The organism is Pseudomonas sp. R11-23-07 (assembly GCF_003852295.1).
Lineage (GTDB): Bacteria > Pseudomonadota > Gammaproteobacteria > Pseudomonadales > Pseudomonadaceae > Aquipseudomonas.
Genome location: NZ_CP027761.1, coordinates 137419 through 159218, shown reverse-complemented (window position 1 = coordinate 159218; position 21800 = coordinate 137419). Strand labels below are relative to the sequence as shown.

Below are 21800 nucleotides of genomic sequence, written 5' to 3'. Positions count from 1 at the left end.
GGCCTCATCGGGGGCAAGCCCCCTCCCACACTTGATTTGTGAATACATTCAAATGTGGGAGGGGGCTTGCCCCCGATGAGGCCTGAGCAGCCTATAGAGATTAGCGCTCGTGCAACGCCTCGGCCCGCGCCTTGATGATCGGCTTGAGCAGGTAGCTGAGAATGCTTTTCTTGCCGGTGATGATGTCCACCGAGGCGACCATGCCGGGGATGATCAGCAGCGGCTTCTCATCGGTGCCCAGGTGGCTGCGGTCGGTGCGCAGGGTGATCATGTAGTAGGTGGTTTTCTTGTCTTCATCGGTGATGGTGTCAGCGCCGATGCGTTCGAGCTTGGCCTTCAGGCCACCGTAGATGGTGTAGTCATAAGCGGTGAATTTGACCACCGCTTCTTGCCCAGGGTGCAGGAACGCGATGTCTTGCGGGCGGATCTTGGCTTCCACCAGCAGGGTGTCGTTCAGCGGCACGATTTCTACCATGTCACTGCCCGGCTGGATCACGCCGCCGACGGTGTTGACCAGCAGCTGCTTGACGATCCCGCGCACCGGCGAGGTGACCAGGGTACGGCTGACGCGGTCTTCCAGGGCGCGACCGGTGGATTCGGCCTTGTTCAGTTCGGTGCGGGCCTCGTTGAGTTGGGTCAGGGCTTCGCTGCGGAATTTGCCACGGGTTTCGTCGATCTTGCGCTGCACTTCCTTGATCGCCGATTCGGCGCGGGGGATTGCCAGGGTGGTGGCGTCCAGCTGGCCGCGGGTCTCCATTTCGGCGCGCTTGAGGCGCAGCACTTCCACCGGCGACACCGCGCCCTGGGCCACCAGCGGCTCGGACATGTTGATTTCCTGGCGTTGCAGGGACAGCTGGCTGCGGTACTGGCCTTGCTTGGAGGTGAACTCGCGCAATTCCTGCTGGCGCTGCACCAGTTGTTCCTGCAAGCCGCCAACTTCGTCTTTCAACTGCTGGCGACGGCTTTCATACAGCGAGCGTTCGTTGGCGGCCTGGCTGGGCGCGGCCTTGAGCACCTCGTCGGGAATGTTCAGTGGGCGATCATCCACCTGCGCACTCAGGCGTTCGACGCGCAATTGCATGGCCAGGCGCAGGGCTTCGGTTTCGCCGGCGTTGGACACGAACCGCGTGTCATCCAGGCGAATCAGCGGCGCACCGGCCTCGACGATCTGGCCTTCCTTGACGTACAGCTCGGCGACGATACCGCCTTCCAGGTTCTGGATTTTCTGCAATTTGGACGACGGAATCGCCTTGCCGTCGCCACGGGTCACTTCGTCGATTTCGGAGAAACCCGCCCACACCACCAGGAACAGGAAGAAGGCAATGATGGCCCAGATGGTCAGGCGGATGACTCGCGGCGCATCTTCGATCAACGCTTTGTTGACCTCGGGCAGCGGCTGGCCGTGCAGCGAGTCGGAACCTTTGAAGTAGCGGCCGACCGCGTTTTTGATGGAGTTAAGCAACACTGATCTGCCCCTTCTTCAACGCTTCCATGACCACGGCTTTCGGGCCGTCCGCGAGAATCTGCCCACGGTCGACCACCAGCAGGCGGTCTACCAGGGAGAGCAGCGAGGCACGGTGCGTCACCAACACCACGGTCTTGTTTTGCACCACGGCGTGCAGGCGTTGTTTCAAGCGTTCTTCACCGGTGTTGTCCATGGCACTGGTGGGTTCGTCCAGCAGCAGGATGGGCGGGTTGAGCAGCAGCGCACGGGCCAGGGCGACGTTCTGGCGCTGGCCGCCGGACAGGTTCTGGCCACGCTCGCCGACTTGCAGCTCGTAGCCTTGCGGGTGCAGGCGCGCGAATTCGTGCACGCCGGCCAATTCCGCCGCCTGCAGCACCATTTCGTCTTCGACGTAGCGTGCGCCGCTGACCAGGTTGTCACGCAGGGTGCCGGCCAGCAGTTGGATATCCTGGGCGACGTAGCCGATGTTGTGGCGCAGTTCACTGACATCGATCTGGCGCACGTCCACGCCGTCCACCAGCAACGCGCCGGAGTCAGGCTGGTAAAGGCCGACGATCAATTTGGCCAGGGAGCTTTTGCCCGAGCCGCTGCGACCGATGATGCCGATTTTTTCCCCTGGCTTGATCACCAGGTTGATGTTTTTCAGCGCAGCGTTCTGTTGGTTCGGGTACGTGAAGTTCAGGCCCCGGCACTCGATGGCGCCTTGCAGGGTGCGGCGGCTCATGGGGCGCTCTTCGAAGTTGCGCTCCTGGGGCAGTTCCATCATCTGGTCCACCGAGGTCATGGTGACCTTGGCTTGCTGGTAGCGCGTGAGCAGGCCCGACAGCGAGGCCAGCGGGCTCAACGCGCGGCCACTGAGCATGTAGCAGGCAATCAGGCCGCCCATGCTCAGGTTGCCGTCGATGATCTGGTACACGCCGAACACGATCATGATCACGCCGGCCAGTTGCTGGATCAGCAGGGTCATATTCATCGACAGGCCCGACAGCAACTTCACCCGCAGTTCGAGCCGGCTCAAGGTGCCGATGGTCTGTTCCCAGCCGTACTGGCGTTCGCTCTCGGCGTTGTTGACCTTGACCGCATCCAGCCCGGCGAGGGTCTCGATCAGGCTCGACTGGCGCTCGGCGGCCAGGGCCATGGTGCGTTCCATGGTCGCGACCAACGGCTTCTGCAGCGCGTAGCCGATACCCAGGGCAATCGGGAACGCCAGCACCGGAATCCATACCAGATGGCCGCCGAGCAGGGCGATCACCAGGAAAATCAGCAGCGTGAACGGCAGGTCGATCAGACTGGTAAGGGTCAGCGAGGCGAGGAAGTCGCGCAGGCTCTGAAACTCATGGATGTTCTGCGCAAAGCTGCCGACCCGCGCCGGGCGGTACTTCATCGACATGCCGACGATGCGCTCGAACAAGGTGGCGGAGATGATCAGGTCGGTTTTTTTACCGGCCAGGTCCAGGCACAGACTGCGCAGGCTTTTGAGCACCAAGTCGAACAGGTACGCGCCACAGATGCCCACGGCCAGCACCCACAGGGTGGCGGTGGCCTGGTTCGGCACCACGCGGTCGTACACGTTCATCACGAACAGCGGCGCGGCCATGGCGATGATATTGATCAAAAAACTGGCGGCGATGGCGTCGGTGTAGAGCCAGCGCGAGCGCTTGAGGGTGTCACGAAACCAGGACCGCGCCCGCGGGATCAGGGTGCCATGGTTGACGTCGAATTTGTGCTGCGGTTGGGCGAAGAAGACTTTGCCGATGTAGTCAGCGGCCAGCAGTTCGCGCTTGATCAGCACTTCCCCGCCGTCGCTTTCGCTGAGCAGCACCCGCGCTTCATCGTCGCCCTGCCAGCCGACCAGCACAGTACTGCGCCCGTCCTTGAGCAGCAGCAGCGCCGGCAACGCGATGGCCGGGATCTGTTCGAGCTTGCGTTGCAACAGCCGGCCCTGCAGCCCGGCACGCGCGGCGGCACGCGACAGCAGTTCGGCACTCAGGCGCTGCGAAGGCAGCGGCAGGCCGGTGGTGAGCATGGCCGCGCTGGCCGGTTTCTGGTGCAGGGCGCAGAGTGCCAACAACCCGTCGAGTAACGGGTCGTCGTGCAGCGTGCGTGGATCATGACTGAGATGAACTCGACTGACTTCGGATTCCACGCGGTGCACTCTCGACTAACAGATGGGGCTATGGGTGACTCAGTTCATCCCAGGCAGCTGGACTTTGGGCTTCACATCGTTTTGCACGATGGAGGCCATTGGAGCGACTACGCCTTGGCTTTTGAGCAATTGGCCCATGGTCGCCTTGATTCGGTACTGAGTAAATAACTGAATGTTCTTGATCTCTTCCAGACGACGCGAAGCGGTGAACAATTCGTTCTCGCTGTCGAGCAAGTCCAGCAGGGTACGTTGGCCCAGGCTGAACTGTTGCTGGTAGGAGGTGCGCACGCGGGAGCTGTGGTCCACATACTGCTGGGCCACCGGCAGTTGCGCGTTTGCGTTGTTCAAGGCATTCCAGGCCAGGCCCAGTTCTTCATTGAGCTGGCGCAGGGCGTTGTTGCGGATGTCCAGGGCCTGGTTGGCCTGGTACGACTTCGATTGCAGGTCGGCCTTGTTGCTGCCACCGGCAAACAGGTTGAAGCGCATGCGCACCATGGCTTCCCAGCCGTTGCTGTGGTTGGCGTCGCCGCCGACGTTGTTGTCGGCGTTGGTGCCAAGCTCAGCATCAAAGCGCGGGTAGAAGCTGGACTTGGCGGCGGCATACTGCTCCTCGGCGGCAGAGATGTCCGACTCGGCCGAGCGCAGGACCGGGCTGTTGTCGAGCATCTGGCGACGCGCTTCATTCAGGTCGGCCGGGAGCATGGCCATGAACGGCGCCGGGCGCTCAAGCTGGTCGGGCATTTGACCAACGGCGCTGAGGTAGTTGGTTTGCGCATCCGCCAGGTTGGTCTGCTCGGTGATCAGGTTGTTGCGGGCCTGGGCCAGACGCGCTTCGGCCTGGTCCTGGTCGGCGCCGTTACCGACGCCGCGCTGGGTGCGCAGCTTGATCTGATCGTAAATGCGTTCGTGGTTGCGCAGGTTGTCTTCGGCCAGGCGCACGAACTCGCGACGGGTCAACACTTCCAGGTAGACCTGGGCAACGGTCAACGCGGTGCGCTCGGATGTACCGAGCAGGGAGTAGGCACGGGCGTTGACGTTGGCTTGTTGACGCCCGACTTCGCTGGAGGTGGCGAAACCGTCAAAAATCATTTGTTGCAGGCGCAGGCTGGACTCGCCGCGATTGAGGGTTTCCCAGTGGTTGCCGCCTGTGCCATTGGCGAGGCGGGTGGAGGCGTTATCGGTGCCTGCACGGCCATAGCCGGCATTCAAATCGACACGCGGCAGATACCCGCCCTGCGCCGCACGCAGCTGGTAATCGGCGGCGATACGGCTGTTCACACCTGCCTGAATCTCAGGGTGCACATCCAGCGCCTGCTGCATGGCTTGGGGCAATGTTTGGGCTTGGACAAAACTGGCGGCGAGAACGAACGGTATTGCCTTAAGCAGGTGCAGACGCATTAAAAAATTCCCCAGGACTTCTTGTCTCAAATCACAGCGATTGGCGCCGCCGCGTCGGATAATGGCTACCGTAATGACCGTACGTCGGAAAGTTCAAAAAGCGGAACTGCTTCACACATGTAGGACGGTTCGCCGCATAAATATCAATGTGACATTACGGAGGCGATTGTTTAGGATGGCGGCCATAAGGTCAATAGTTTGGCAGAAACTAGATAACTAAAAATTCTAGCCAAATATTTGACGCCAGTAACTATCTAGACTACGCCCCCTCCAGTTTGGCCCTACTCTTTAGTGGCCACATGGAAATCATCAGAAACGGATCGCCGGAGAAATATTTAATGAGCAATGTTGTTGCCATCGTCAAAAGCATTGTTGGTCAAGTGTTCGTTATTTCTCCGGAAGGCACGCGCCGTGTCCTGGTTGAGGGTGATCGCCTGTTCGCGGGCGACCAGATTGACACGGGCCTGTCGGGCTCGGTGAGCCTGGAACTGGCTGATGGGCGCACCCTGGACCTGGGCCGCGACACCCAGTGGAGCGCCGACATGCCGGACTCCACTGCCGACCTGGCCGCCGCCACCGAACAGGCCGCGCCATCGGTAGCCGAACTGCAACAAGCCATCGCCGCCGGCGCCGACCCGACCACCGACCTGGAAGCCACGGCCGCTGGCGCAACCGCTGCCGGTAATGGCGCCGCAGGCGGGGGCCACAGCTTTGTAGTGCTGGACGCGACCGCCGGCCGTGTCGATCCGACCATTGGCTTTCCCACCGCCCCTATCGGCCAGGGCACGTCAACCCTGAACACCTTTACGGGTGCCCAGGCTTCTACCGGCAACGGCAACCTGGCGCTGCAGCCTGCGACCCTGAGCCTGAGCGCCACGCCCAGCATCACCGAAGCCGGAGGCGTGCTGACCTACACCGCCACCGTGACCCAACCCGGCACCAGCGACCTGACCGTCACCCTGTCCAACGGCGCGGTGATCACCATCCCGTCCGGCCAACTGACCGGCACCGTCAACGTGCCCCTGGCACCTAATGACAGCCCGTACATCGACGCCAGCCAGATCAGCGTCAACGTCACCGGCACCACCGGCGGCAACAACCTGGTGCTGACCCTCGACCCTAACCCGGCCGTGACACAGATTACCGATACCCTCGACACCACCACCGTGACCTTGACGGCCGGTTCGAGCGTGACCGAAGGCGGGCAGATTACTTACACCGCGACCTTGACCAACCCGGCGCAGACGCCGGTGAACGTCACTTTGAGCAATGGCTCGGTGATCACTATCAAAGCCGGCGAGTCGACGGGTACGGTCGTGGTCGATACTCCGGCCAACGACGTCTACGTTAATGGGTCGACTGTCAGCACCACTATTACCGGCGCAACCGGCGGCAACTTTGAAAACCTGGTGCCGAGCACCACGCCTGCGGTCACTACGATTACCGATTCGGTTGATACCACCACCGTCACGCTGACGGCGGGTTCGACTGTGACCGAAGGCGGTCAGATCACCTACACCGCTACCCTGACCGACCCTGCGCAGACGCCGGTGAACGTCACCTTGAGCAATGGCTCGGTGATCACTATCAAGGCCGGCGAGTCCGTGGGCACCGTGGTGGTCGATACCCCTGCCAACGATGTCTACGTTAACGGTTCGACCGTCAGCACCACGATCACCGGTGCCAGCGGCGGCAACTTTGAAAACCTGGTACCGAGCACAACGCCTGCCGTTACGACCATCAATGATTCGGTCGATACCACCGCCGTCACGCTGACGGCCGGTTCGACTGTGACCGAAGGTGGCCAGATCACCTACACCGCGACCCTGACCAACCCAGCGCAGACGCCGGTGAACGTCACCCTGAGCAATGGCTCGGTGATTACTATCAAGGCCGGCGAGTCCGTGGGCACCGTTGTGGTCGATACCCCGGCCAACGATGTCTACGTTAACGGTTCGACTGTCAGCACCACGATCACCGGTGCCACCGGCGGCGACTTTGAAAACTTGGTACCGAGCACAACGCCTGCCGTTACGACCATCACTGATTCGGTCGACGCCACCGCCGTTACGCTGACAGCCGACACGGCCGTGACCGAAGGCGGCCAGATCACCTACACCGCGACCTTGACCAACCCTGCGCAGACGCCGGTGAACGTCACCTTGAGCAATGGCTCGGTGATCACCATCAAGGCGGGCGAGTCGGTAGGCAGCGTGGTCGTCGACACGCCGCCGAACGATGTCTACGTCAACGGCAGCACCATCAGCACCACCATTACTGGCGCAACCGGCGGCAACTTTGAAAACCTGGTGCCGAGTACGACGCCAGCGGTTACCACCATTACCGACTCCATCGACACTACGACCGTCACGCTGACAGCTCCGGCCGAGGCGAACGAAGGTGGTCAGATCACCTACACCGCTACGCTTTCTAATAAAGCCGGCAGCGACGTCACGCTGAAGTTGGACAACGGTTCGAGCATCACCATCAAGGCCGGCGATACCGTTGGCACTGTGACGGTGCCTGCACCTACCGATGACGTGTTTATCGATAAGAGCAGCCAGGCCGTTCAGATCACCGAGACCACTGGCGGCAACTTCGAAAAACTGGAAGTTGCGGGTAACGGTGCGACGACGACAATTAACGACACCATCGACAAGGTCGATGTGGTTCTGACCGCCACAACCACCGTTGGCGAAGGCGGCAATATCGTTTATACCGCCAGCCTTGTGGATAAAAACGGCGCGCTGGTGACTAACATCACCAATCCGCTGACCGTCACCCTGGATAACGGGCAGAGCATCACCATTGGTGTGAACCAGTCGAGCGGTAGTGTTTCGGTTGTTGCGCCGGATGACGTCTACAAAGGCGATCAAACCGTCACGGCCGCTATCAAGGACGTGACCGGTGGCGAGCATTTCGAAAACCTAGTGCCGAGTACCGCTCCGGTCAATACGACCGTTACTGACACCCCAGGCACTGACAACGCCACCACAGTGACGCTGACTGCTCCGGCTGAAGCGAACGAAGGTGGTCAGATTACGTACACCGCGACCTTGAGCAACAAGGCCGGTACTGACGTAACTTTGAAGCTGGATAATGGCTCGTCGATCACCATCAAAGCGGGTGACACCGTCGGTACTGTGACCGTACCCGCACCGACCGATGACGTGTTCATCGACAAGAGCAGTCAGACTGTTCAGATCACCGAGACCACTGGCGGCAACTTCGAAAAACTGGAAGTTGCGGGTAACGGTGCGACGACGACAATTAACGACACCATCGACAAGGTCGATGTGGTTCTGACCGCCACAACCACCGTTGGCGAAGGCGGAAACATCGTTTACACCGCCAGCCTTGTGGATAAAAACGGCACGCCGGTGACTAACATCACCAATCCGCTGACCGTCACTTTGGATAATGGCCAGAGCATCACCATCGGGGTAAACCAATCGAGCGGCACGGTCACCGCCGTGGCACCGGATGATGTTTACAAAGGCGACCAGACCGTCACCACTGCCATTCAGACTGTCACTGGCGGTGAGCACTTCGAAAACCTAGTGCCGGGCACCACGCCGGTCAATACCACCGTTACCGATACGCCGGGTACCGATAACACCACCACCGTTACGCTGACTGCACCAAGCGCGGTTAACGAAGGCGGCGAGATCAGCTACACCGCAACTTTGAGCAACAAGGCCGGCAGTGACGTCACTCTGAAGCTGGACAACGGCTCTTCGATCACCATCAAGGCTGGCGAGACCGTCGGCACTGTGACGGTGCCTGCGCCTAGCGATGATGTATTTATCGATAAGAGCACTCAAACCGTTCAGATCACTGACGCCACGGGCGGCAACTTCGAAAAACTGGAAGTTGCAGGCAACGGCGCAACCACCACGATCAACGACACCATCGACAAAGTTGACGTAGTCCTGACCGCCACTCCTACCGTTGGCGAGGGCGGCAATATCGTCTACACCGCCAGCCTTGTGGATAAAAACGGCACGCCGGTGAATAACATCACCAATCCGCTGACCGTGACGTTGGATAACGGCGAGAGCATCACCATTGGGGTAAACCAATCGAGCGGTTCTGTTTCGGTTGTTGCACCGGATGACGTGTACAAGGGCGACCAGACCGTCACGGCCGCTATCAAGGGCGTGACCGGTGGCGAGCACTTCGAAAACCTCGTGCCGGGTACTGCTCCGGTCAACACGACCGTTACCGATACGCCGGGTACCGATAACACCACGACCGTTACGTTGACTGCACCAAGCGCCGTTAGTGAAGGTGGTCAAATCACCTACACCGCCACGCTTTCCAACAAAGCCGGCAGTGACGTTACGCTGAAGTTGGACAACGGTTCGAGCATCACCATCAAGGCTGGCGACACCGTTGGCACGGTGACCGTGCCTGCTCCGACCGATGACGTGTTTATCGATAAGAGCACTCAGACAGTTCAGATCACTGAAACCACTGGCGGCAACTTCGAAAAACTGGAAGTTGCGGGTAACGGTGCGACGACGACAATTAACGACACCATCGATAAGGTCGATGTGGTTTTGACCGCCACTCCTACCGTTGGCGAAGGCGGCAGCATCATCTACACCGCCAGCCTTGTGGATAAGAACGGTACGCCGGTGAATAACATCACCAATCCGCTGACCGTGACGTTGGATAACGGCCAGAGCATCACCATTGGTGTAAACCAATCGAGCGGTTCTGTTTCGGTTGTTGCGCCGGATGATGTCTACAAAGGCGATCAAACCGTCACCGCTGCTATCAATGGCGTGACCGGTGGCGAGCATTTCGAAAACCTAGTTCCGGGTACCGATAAAGTCACCACAACTGTGACTGACACCCCTGGCACTGATAACACCACCACAGTGACGCTGACGGCTCCGGCTGAAGCGAACGAAGGCGGTCAAATTACGTACACCGCGACGCTCTCTAATAAAGCCGGCAGTGACGTCACCCTGAAGTTGGATAACGGCTCCTCGATCATTGTTAAGGCTGGCGACACCGTCGGCACCGTGACTGTGCCTGCACCTACCGATGACGTGTTTATCGATAAGAGCAGCCAGACTGTTCAGATCACCGAGACCACTGGTGGCAACTTCGAAAAACTGGAAGTTGCGGGTAACGGTGCGACGACGACAATTAACGACACCATCGACAAAGTTGACGTCGTCCTGACCGCCACTCCTACCGTCGGCGAAGGCGGCAACATCGTCTATACCGCCAGCCTTGTGGATAAAAACGGCGCGCCGGTGAATAACATCACCAATCCGCTGACCGTCACTTTGGATAATGGCCAGAGCATTACCATTGGTGCGAACCAATCAAGCGGTAGCGTTTCGGTTGTTGCACCGGATGATGTGTACAAGGGCGACCAGACCGTCACGGCCGCTATCAAGGGCGTGACCGGTGGCGAGCATTTCGAACACCTGGTGCCGGGTACTGCTCCGGTCAACACGACCGTTACCGATACGCCGGGTACCGATAACACCACGACCGTTACGCTGACTGCACCAAGCGCCGTTAGTGAAGGTGGTCAAATCACCTACACCGCCACGCTTTCCAACAAAGCCGGCAGTGACGTTACGCTGAAGTTGGATAACGGTTCGAGCATTACCATCAAGGCTGGCGACACCGTTGGCACGGTGACCGTGCCTGCTCCGACCGATGACGTGTTTATCGATAAGAGCACTCAGACGGTTCAGATCACCGAGACCACTGGCGGTAATTTCGAGAAGCTGGAAGTTGCAGGCAACGGTGCGACCACCACGATCAACGACACCATCGACAAGGTCGATGTAGTTCTGACCGCCACTCCTACCGTCGGCGAAGGCGGCAATATCGTCTACACCGCCAGCCTTGTGGATAAGAACGGCGCGCAGGTGACTAACATCACCAACCCGCTGACTGTCACCTTGGATAACGGGCAGAGCATCACCATTGGTGTGAACCAGTCGAGTGGTTCTGTTTCGGTTGTGGCTCCGGATGACGTATACAAAGGCGATCAAACCGTCACCACCACTATTAAAGGCGTGACCGGTGGCGAGCACTTCGAAAACCTAGTTCCGGGTACCGATAAAGTCACCACAACTGTGACTGACACCCCTGGCACTGATAACACCACTACCGTTACGCTGACCGCGCCAAGCGCCGTCAACGAAGGTGGACAGATCACCTACACCGCGACCTTGAGCAACAAGGCCGGCAGTGACGTCACTCTGAAGCTGGACAACGGATCTTCGATCACCATCAAAGCCGGCGATACCGTTGGCACCGTGACCGTCCCTGCGCCTACCGATGACGTGTTTATCGATAAGAGCACTCAAACGGTCAAGATCACTGACGCCACTGGCGGCAACTTCGAAAAACTGGAAGTTGCAGGCAACGGTGCGACCACCACGATCAACGACACCATCGACAAAGTTGACGTCGTCCTGACCGCCACTCCTACCGTTGGCGAAGGCGGCAACATCGTCTACACCGCCAGCCTTGTGGATAAGAACGGTACGCCGGTGACCAACATCACCAACCCGCTGACCGTCACGTTGGATAATGGCCAGAGCATCACCATTGGCGTCAATCAGTCGAGCGGCAGCGTTTCGATTGCTGCGCCGAATGACGTATACAAAGGCGATCAAACCGTCACCACCGCCATCAAAGGCGTGACCGGTGGCGAGCATTTTGAAAATCTGGTGCCGGGTACCACGCCGGTCAATACCACCGTTACTGATACTCCCGGCACTGACAACGCCACCACAGTGACGCTGACGGCTCCGGCTGAAGCGAACGAAGGTGGTCAGATTACCTACACCGCCACGCTTTCCAACAAAGCAGGCAGCGACGTCACCCTGAAGTTGGATAACGGTTCGAGCATTACCATCAAGGCTGGCGACACCGTTGGCACGGTGACCGTGCCTGCTCCGACCGATGACGTGTTTATCGATAAGAGCACTCAGACGGTTCAGATCACCGAGACCACTGGCGGTAATTTCGAGAAGCTGGAAGTTGCAGGCAACGGTGCGACCACCACGATCAACGACACCATCGACAAGGTCGATGTAGTTCTGACCGCCACTCCTACCGTCGGCGAAGGCGGAAATATCGTCTACACCGCCAGCCTTGTGGATAAGAACGGCGCGCAGGTGACTAACATCACCAACCCGCTGACTGTCACCTTGGATAACGGGCAGAGCATCACCATTGGTGTGAACCAGTCGAGTGGTTCTGTTTCGGTTGTGGCTCCGGATGACGTATACAAAGGCGATCAAACCGTCACCACCACTATTAAAGGCGTGACCGGTGGCGAGCACTTCGAAAACCTAGTTCCGGGTACCGATAAAGTCACCACAACTGTGACTGACACCCCTGGCACTGATAACACCACTACCGTTACGCTGACCGCGCCAAGCGCCGTCAACGAAGGTGGACAGATCACCTACACCGCGACCTTGAGCAACAAGGCCGGCAGTGACGTCACTCTGAAGCTGGACAACGGATCTTCGATCACCATCAAAGCCGGCGATACCGTTGGCACCGTGACCGTCCCTGCGCCTACCGATGACGTGTTTATCGATAAGAGCACTCAAACGGTCAAGATCACTGACGCCACTGGCGGCAACTTCGAAAAACTGGAAGTTGCAGGTAACAGTGCAACCACCACGATCAACGACACCATCGACAAGGTCGATGTAGTTCTGACCGCCACTCCTACCGTTGGCGAAGGCGGCAACATCGTCTACACCGCTACCCTTGTGGATAAAAACGGCACGCCGGTGAGCAACATCACCAACCCGCTTACCGTCACGTTGGATAACGGCCAGAGCATCACCATTGGCGTCAATCAGTCGAGCGGCAGCGTTTCGATTGCTGCGCCGAATGACGTATACAAAGGCGATCAAACCGTCACCACCACTATTAAAGGCGTGACCGGTGGCGAGCACTTCGAAAACCTAGTTCCGGGTACCGATAAAGTCACCACAACTGTGACTGACACCCCTGGCACTGATAACACCACTACCGTTACGCTGACCGCGCCAAGCGCCGTCAACGAAGGTGGACAGATCACCTACACCGCGACCTTGAGCAACAAGGCCGGCAGTGACGTCACTCTGAAGCTGGACAACGGATCTTCGATCACCATCAAAGCCGGCGATACCGTTGGCACCGTGACCGTCCCTGCGCCTACCGATGACGTGTTTATCGATAAGAGCACTCAAACGGTCAAGATCACTGACGCCACTGGCGGCAACTTCGAAAAACTGGAAGTTGCAGGTAACAGTGCAACCACCACGATCAACGACACCATCGACAAGGTCGATGTAGTTCTGACCGCCACTCCTACCGTTGGCGAAGGCGGCAACATCGTCTACACCGCTACCCTTGTGGATAAAAACGGCACGCCGGTGAGCAACATCACCAACCCGCTTACCGTCACGTTGGATAACGGCCAGAGCATCACCATTGGCGTCAATCAGTCGAGCGGCAGCGTTTCGATTGCTGCGCCGAATGACGTATACAAAGGCGATCAAACCGTCACCACCACTATTAAAGGCGTGACCGGTGGCGAGCACTTCGAAAACCTAGTTCCGGGTACCGATAAAGTCACTACAATTGTGACTGACACCCCAGGCACTGATAACACCACCACCGTCACGCTGACCGCGCCAAGCGCCGTCAACGAAGGCGGCCAGATCAGCTATACCGCAACCTTGAGCAACAAGGCCGGCAGTGACGTCACGCTGAAACTCGACAACGGCTCTTCGATCACCATCAAGGCCGGCGATACCGCTGGCACCGTGACCGTCCCTGCGCCTACCGATGATGTGTTCATCGACAAGAGCACTCAAACGGTCAAGATCACTGACGCCACGGGCGGCAACTTCGAGAAACTGGAAGTTGCGGGTAATGGCGCAACCACCACCATCAACGACACCATCGACAAGGTCGATGTAGTTCTGACCGCCACTCCTACCGTTGGCGAAGGCGGCAGCATCGTCTACACCGCCAGCCTTGTGGATAAAAACGGCACGCCGGTGAGCAACATCACCAACCCGCTGACCGTCACGTTGGATAACGGCCAGAGCATCACCATTGGTGTGAATCAGTCGAGCGGTTCTGTTTCGGTTGTTGCACCGGATGACGTGTACAAGGGCGACCAGACCGTCACGGCCGCTATCAAGGGCGTGACCGGTGGCGAGCATTTCGAAAACCTCGTGCCGGGTACCGATAAAGTCACCACAACTGTGACTGACACCCCTGGCACTGATAACACCACCACCGTTACGCTGACCGCGCCAAGCGCCGTCAACGAAGGTGGTCAAATCACCTACACCGCTACGCTTTCCAATAAAGCGGGCAGTGACGTTACGCTGAAGTTGGATAACGGCTCCTCGATCATTGTTAAGGCTGGCGACACCGTCGGCACTGTGACCGTGCCAGCGCCAAGCGATGACGTGTTCGTCGACAAGAGCACCCAGACCGTCAAAATCACCGACGCTTCTGGCGGCAACTTCGAGAAACTGGAAGTTGCAGGTAACGGTGCAACCACCACCATCAACGACACTATCGATAAGGTCGATGTAGTTCTGACCGCCACTCCTACCGTTGGCGAAGGCGGCAACATTGTCTACACCGCCAGCCTTGTGGATAAGAACGGTACGCCGGTGAATAACATCACCAATCCGCTGACTGTCACTCTGGATAACGGGCAGAGCATTACCATCGGTGTAAACCAAACGAGCGGTAGTGTTTCGGTTGTTGCGCCGGATGACGTCTACAAAGGCGATCAAACCGTCACGGCCGCTATCAAGGACGTGACCGGTGGCGAGCATTTCGAAAACCTGGTGCCAGGCACTGCTCCGGTCAACACGACCGTCACGGACACCCCAGGCACTGCTGATACCACTACTGTCACGCTGACCGCGCCAAGCACCGTCAACGAAGGTGGTCAGATCACCTACACCGCCACCTTGAGCAACAAGGCAGGCAGCGACGTCACGCTGAAGTTGGATAACGGTTCGAGCATCACGATCAAGGCTGGCGAGACCGTTGGCACCGTAACTGTGCCCGCGCCAAGCGATGACGTGTTCATCGACAAGAGCACTCAAACCGTCAAAATCACCGACGCTTCCGGGGGCAACTTCGAAAAACTGGAAGTTGCAGGTAACAGTGCAACCACCACGATCAACGACACCATCGACAAGGTCGATGTGGTTCTGACCGCCACAAACTCCGTTGGCGAGGGCGGCAACATTGTTTATACCGCCAGTCTTGTGGATAAAAACGGCGCACCGGTGACTAACATCACCAACGCGCTGACTATCACCCTGGATAACGGCCAGAGCATCACCATTGGTGTAAACCAATCGAGCGGCAGCGTTTCGGTTGTTGCGCCGGATGACGTCTACAAAGGCGATCAAACCGTCACCACCGCCATCAAAGGCGTGACCGGTGGCGAGCACTTCGAAAGCCTGGTGCCAGGCACCACGGCGGTCAATACCACCGTCACTGATACACCAGGTACAGCAGATGCCACTACCGTAACGCTGACCGCGCCAAGCGCCGTCAATGAGGGGGGGCAGATTACGTATACCGCGACCCTGAGCAACAAGGCCGGTAGTGACGTAACTTTGAAACTCGACAACGGCTCGAGCATCACCATCAAAGCCGGCGATACCGTCGGCACTGTGACTGTGCCAGCACCGACTGATGATGTGTTCATCGACAAGAGCACTCAAACCGTCAAAATCACCGACGCTTCCGGGGGCAACTTCGAAAAACTGGAAGTTGCAGGTAACAGTGCAACCACCACGATCAACGACACCATCGACAAGGTCGATGTGGTTCTGACCGCCACAAACTCCGTTGGCGAGGGCGGCAACATTGTTTATACCGCCAGTCTTGTGGATAAAAACGGCGCACCGGTGACTAACATCACCAACGCGCTGACTATCACCCTGGATAACGGCCAGAGCATCACCATTGGTGTAAACCAATCGAGCGGCAGCGTTTCGGTTGTTGCGCCGGATGACGTCTACAAAGGCGATCAAACCGTCACCACCGCCATCAAAGGCGTGACCGGTGGCGAGCACTTCGAAAGCCTGGTGCCAGGCACCACGGCGGTCAATACCACCGTCACTGATACACCAGGTACAGCAGATGCCACTACCGTAACGCTGACCGCGCCAAGCGCCGTCAATGAGGGGGGGCAGATTACGTATACCGCGACCCTGAGCAACAAGGCCGGTAGTGACGTAACTTTGAAACTCGACAACGGCTCGAGCATCACCATCAAAGCCGGCGATACCGTCGGCACTGTGACTGTGCCAGCACCGACTGATGATGTGTTCATCGACAAGAGCACTCAGACCGTCAAAATCGCCGACGCTTCTGGCGGCAACTTCGAAAAACTGGCAGTTGCAGGCAACGGCGCAACGACAACGATTAACGACACCCTCGACAAGGTTGATGTGGTCCTGACCGCGACCACCACCGTCGGCGAAGGCGGCAACATCGTCTACACCGCCAGCCTTGTGGATAAGAACGGTGCACCGGTGACCAACATCACCAACCCGCTGACTGTCACTCTGGATAACGGCAAAACCATCACCATCGGTGTGAACCAATCCAGCGGCACGGTTACCACGGTGGCACCAAACGACGTCTACAAAGGCGATCAAACCGTCACCACCGCCATTAAAGGCGTGACCGGTGGCGAGCATTTTGAAAACCTGGTGCCAGGTACTACAGCGGTTAACACCACTGTCACGGACACTCCGGGCACTGCTGATACCACTACCGTCACCCTGACAGCGCCAACCGCAGTCAACGAAGGTGGACAGATTACGTACACCGCTACGCTTTCCAACAAAGCAGGCAGTGACGTCACGCTGAAACTCGACAACGGCTCGTCGATCACCATCAAAGCGGGTAATACCGTCGGCACCGTGACCGTACCTGCTCCGACCGATGATGTGTTCATCGACAAGAGCACCCAAACGGTCAAGATCACCGACGCAACTGGCGGCAACTTCGAAAAACTGGAAGTCGCGGGCAACGGCGCAACCACCACGATCAACGACACCATCGACAAGGTCGATGTGGTTCTGACCGCCACTCCTACCGTTGGCGAGGGCGGCAATATCGTCTACACCGCTACCCTTGTGGATAAAAACGGCGCGCTGGTGAACAACACTACCAATCCGCTGACCGTCACTCTGGACAACGGCAAAACCATCACCATCGGTGTAAACCAATCCAGCGGCACGCTCACCACGGTGGCACCAAACGACGTTTACAAAGGCGATCAAACCGTCACCACCTCTATCAAAAGCGTGACCGGTGGCGAGCATTTCGAAAACCTGGTGCCGGGTACCACAGCGGTTAATACGACCGTCACGGATACCCCAGGCAGCACCGACCTCACCAGCGTCACGCTGACCGCGCCAAGCGCCGTCAACGAGGGTGGCCAGATCACCTACACCGCAACCTTGAGCAACAAGGCCGGCAGCGACGTCACCCTGAAGTTGGATAACGGTTCGAGCATCACGATCAAGGCTGGCGAGACCGTTGGCACCGTAACTGTGTCCGCGCCAAGCGATGACGTGTTCATCGACAAGAGCACTCAAACGGTCAAGATCACCGACGCAACTGGCGGCAACTTCGAAAAACTGGCAGTCGCAGGCAACGGCGCAACCACCACGATCAACGACACCATCGACGATGTAACCGTGGTGCTCAAGGCCACGGGTTCGGTCAGCGAGGGCGGGCAGATCGTCTACACCGCGTCGCTGGTCGACAAAAATGGTGCGGCAGTGACCAACGTTGGTTCCGACCTGGTGGTGAAGCTGGATAACGGCTCGACCATTACCATCGGCAGCGGCAAGTCCAGCAGCTTCACCACCGCCTCCGCGCCGAACGATGCGTATGTCGGCGCCAATGATGTCACTGCCAAAATCAGTGCCGTAGTCAGTGGCGGCGACAAATACGAGCACTTGATGGTCGATGGCAGCACCGTGGTCACCAAAGTCACGGATGTGGTCACCAACACCACCCTCAGCATCAGCGGCGACGCTTCGGTGACCGAAGGCGGTACGGCGCACTACGCCCTGACCTTGAGCAACCCGGCGCAAACCGATGTGACCGTCACCCTCAAGTACAGCGGCACGGCCACCGATGGTTCGGATTTCAATGGTGTGTACACCGTGAAGATCCCGGCCGGCGCCAGCAGCGTGCCGTTTGATATCCGCACCCTTGACGACCGAATCACCGAGCCGACCGAAAAAATCGTCATCACCATCGACAAGGCCACCGGGGGCAACTTCGAGAACCTGGTGATCGACAAGGGCACGGTCAGCACTGACATCCTCGACAACGATGCGCCGCCGGTTATCGACCTGGACGCCAACAACTCCAGCGGTGCCAGCGGCAACGACTTCAAGACCACCTTCACCGAAGGCACCGCCGGGCCGGGTGTGTCGATTGCCGACACCGATATCAAGATCACCGATCCGGACAGCACCCTGCTGACCGGCGCAACGGTCACCCTGACCAATGCACAAGCCGGTGATGCCTTGAACCTGGGCAACAGCGTGAACGGCATCAGCGTCAGCACCAACAATCAGACGGGCACCATCACCCTGACGTTGTCGGGCAGCGCGACGCTGGCTGACTACATGCAGCGTATCCAGAACATCACGTTCACCAACACCAGCCACGACCCAAGCACCACGCCGCGCACCATTACCGTGGCGGTGACCGACGGCGGCAATTACTCCAACGTCGCCACCACCACAGTCAACGTGGTGGCGGTCAACGATGCGCCAGTGGCAACGGGCGGGGCCGTGACCGGTACGGAAGACACTGCGCTGGCCTTGACCTGGGCCAACTTCGGCGTGAGCGACGTGGACTCGCCATCAGCCAGCCTCGGGGTGAAAATCACCGACCTGCCGGTGGCCGGCAAACTGCAATACCTGGCAACCGACGGCACCACCTGGACCAATGTGACCAGCGGCCAGACCTTTACCAAAGCCCAGATCGATGGCGGCCAGTTACGCTTTACGCCAAACGCCAACGAGTCCGGCGCCGACGGTTATGGCGGCACGGGCATCGGTAACAAGCAGGCCGATTACGCACAGTTCAAGTTCCAGCCCACCGACGGCAAGGACCTGGGCACCAGCGCCACAGTGAAAGTCGATATCACCCCGGTGGCCGACGCGCCAACCCTGGGTGTGGCTGACAACAACGTCAACTCGGTCGGCCTGATCAAACAGAGCTGGAACAGCCTTCCCGGGTTGGGCACCAGCGGCAACGGCGCTGCACCGGACGTGCTGAAAAAAGCCATCGATGGCGCCGGCACGCCGAACAGCACGGCGGTGGTGACCAATGTCGAGTCCACCACCGACGTTACCCCCGGTTCAGGCGGAAAAATCTCCGGCCTGATGTACATGGAAGCCGGCAAGAACTACACCTTCAGCGGCGTCGCCGATGACAGCCTGCTGATCAACGTCGGCGGTAAAGACGTGGCCAGCGGCCTGTGGGGCACCAACAGCGGCAAGTTCAGCGGCACGTTCACGCCGGTGGTCAGCGGTTATTACAGCCTTGAGATCTATCAGGCCAACCAGGCAGGCCCCGGCAGCTTTGACGTCAACCTGTCGATCAATGGCGGCGCGACCCAGAACCTGAGCACCAGCAACGTCCCGCTGTACACTGGCATCGCCGACCTGACCAACGCCGGCGTGACCGTGTCCGACCTGCATGGCAGCAACGGTGACGGTTACTACGTGGGTTATAAGCTCAACGAAGGCCTGGAAAACGGCAGCGTCAAACTGTCCAAGATCAGCACCGCGCTGACCGACACCGATGGTTCAGAAACCCTGGCGGTGAAGATCGGTGGCATTCCGGCAGGCTCGGTGCTTACCGACGCTTCGGGACACACCTTCACGGCGACGAAAACCGTGGGCGAAGTCAACGTCAACGGCTGGGACCTGGGCACCCTGACCATCAAGCCACCGACCTATTACAGCGGCCAGTTCAACCTGACCGTGACCTCGACGTCTACCGAAAGCATCGGCGGCTCGGCGACCACCACCGCGCAATTGCCGGTGACGGTCTACCCGGCGGCGTATAACTCGGTAACCGGCACGTCGGGCAGCGACTCGATCATCGGCACCGACGGCAACGACATCGTCGTGGCCGACATCGGCGGCCTGAACGTGGTGCAGGGCAAGAACTACAACCTTGCCTTCATGGTGGACAGCTCCGGCAGCATGAGCGCAGCGTCGATCGACGCGGCGAAGGCTTCATTGACCACGGTATTCAACTCGCTGAAAAACAGCCTGGGCGCCAACACGTCGGGTACGGTGAATATCTTCCTGGCCGACTTCGATAGCCAGGTGAACAAGTCGATCGCCATCAACCTCAATGCCTCCAATGCGCTGACCCAGCTCAAAGCGGTGCTGGACTCGATGGTGTCGGAAGGCGGTACCAACTACGAAGACGTGTTCAAGACCACCGCCAACTTCTTCCAGAGCGACCTGGCGACTAAAAACACCGGCGCGACCAACCTGACGTACTTCATCACCGACGGCCAGCCGACGTTCTACCAGAGCGGCGAGCAGACCAACATGACGCTGTACGGCAACGTCAAGTTCGATGATGTGGTGACGACGGCCAACTACACCCCTGGGACCTCGGTCGGCAAGTACCTGGATAACACCCATTACTTCAGCATCGACACCTCCGGTGCCGCTCAACTGCAAACCTGGAATGGCTTCTGGTGGACGGCCAACAATCTGGGCACCGTCCGCGCTCAGGGCGACGGCACTTTTGAGCTGTCCAATCTTGACGGCCGAGGCAATAGCACCGACACGGCAACAGCGACCAATTCCAAAAGCGCCTTTGCGCTGCTGGGCGGGCTGTCGCATGTGGAGGCGATCGGTATCAACGGCGCCGTCAGCCTCGACGACCTCAAACCGTATGACAGCGATGGCAAGCCGCAAAGCAACATTGATCCGAAGGACCTGGCCAATGCCATCCTCGGCCATACCGAGGCGACTCTGCCAGGCGCGGACAGCGTCAGCGGTGGCGACGGCAATGACATTCTCTTTGGCGACCTGGTGAGCTTCAGCGGGGTGACCGGCGAGGGTTACAACGCCCTGCAGGCTTTTGTGGCACAGAAAGCCGGTGTGGCCGTCTCGGCGGTCACCACCTCGAACGTGCACCAGTACGTCACCGAACATTACGCGGACTTCGACGTGTCCGGCGCCAAGGACGGCAACGACACGCTGCTCGGCGGCAATGGCGATGACATTCTGTTCGGCCAGGGCGGCAACGACGTGCTGGACGGCGGCAAGGGCAATGACATCCTGCTGGGCGGTACCGGCAACGACACGTTGATGGGCGGTCAGGGCAACGACATCCTGATCGGCGGTGCGGGTGCCGACACCTTCGTGTGGAAAGCCGGTGACATCGGCAACGATGTGATCAAGGACTTCAAGGCGTCGGAAGGTGACCGGATTGACCTGCGCGATCTGTTGAAGGGCGAGACGGACAGCACCATCGACAACTACCTCAAGATCACCACGGTAGAAGGCGTGTCGACCCTGCAAGTGAGCAGCGAAGGCAAGCTCAACGCCGCCGGTGGCCTGGCCAATGCGGATGTGACCATCAAGCTGGAAGGCAACGATTGGTCCCACACCAGCATCAACTCGCTGATCAGCGGTGCCGACCCGACCATCAAGATCGATCACACCGCCTAAGCTTGGGTTTATCGGC

4 protein-coding genes are annotated in these 21800 nt (G+C 59.0%); 1 reads left to right on the top strand and 3 read right to left on the bottom strand.

What is annotated here, in order from left to right; all coding sequences use genetic code 11:
• Positions 1-100: 100 nt before the first annotated feature.
• The 3 genes from C4J84_RS00665 to C4J84_RS00655 are packed head-to-tail and all read right to left on the bottom strand — an operon-like array spanning position 101 to position 5009.
• Entirely contained in the window at positions 101-1465 is a 1365-nt protein-coding gene (locus tag C4J84_RS00665) for an HlyD family type I secretion periplasmic adaptor subunit (RefSeq protein WP_124360684.1), read from the bottom strand.
• On the bottom strand, positions 1455-3611 hold the full coding sequence (locus tag C4J84_RS00660) for a type I secretion system permease/ATPase (protein WP_124365323.1): 2157 nt from the start codon (positions 3609-3611) through the stop codon (positions 1455-1457). The genes C4J84_RS00665 and C4J84_RS00660 overlap by 11 nt, the downstream gene beginning before the upstream one ends.
• Positions 3612-3650: 39 nt before the next feature.
• Entirely contained in the window at positions 3651-5009 is a 1359-nt protein-coding gene (locus C4J84_RS00655; protein ID WP_124369117.1) for a TolC family outer membrane protein, read from the bottom strand.
• 338 nt (positions 5010-5347) lie between these two features.
• On the opposite strand from C4J84_RS00655, the gene C4J84_RS00650 reads away from it, so the two are divergent.
• Positions 5348-21784: a LapA family giant adhesin gene (locus C4J84_RS00650; protein ID WP_124434782.1), complete on the top strand. Its 16437-nt coding sequence runs from the start codon at positions 5348-5350 to the stop codon at positions 21782-21784.
• Positions 21785-21800 lie beyond the last annotated feature (16 nt).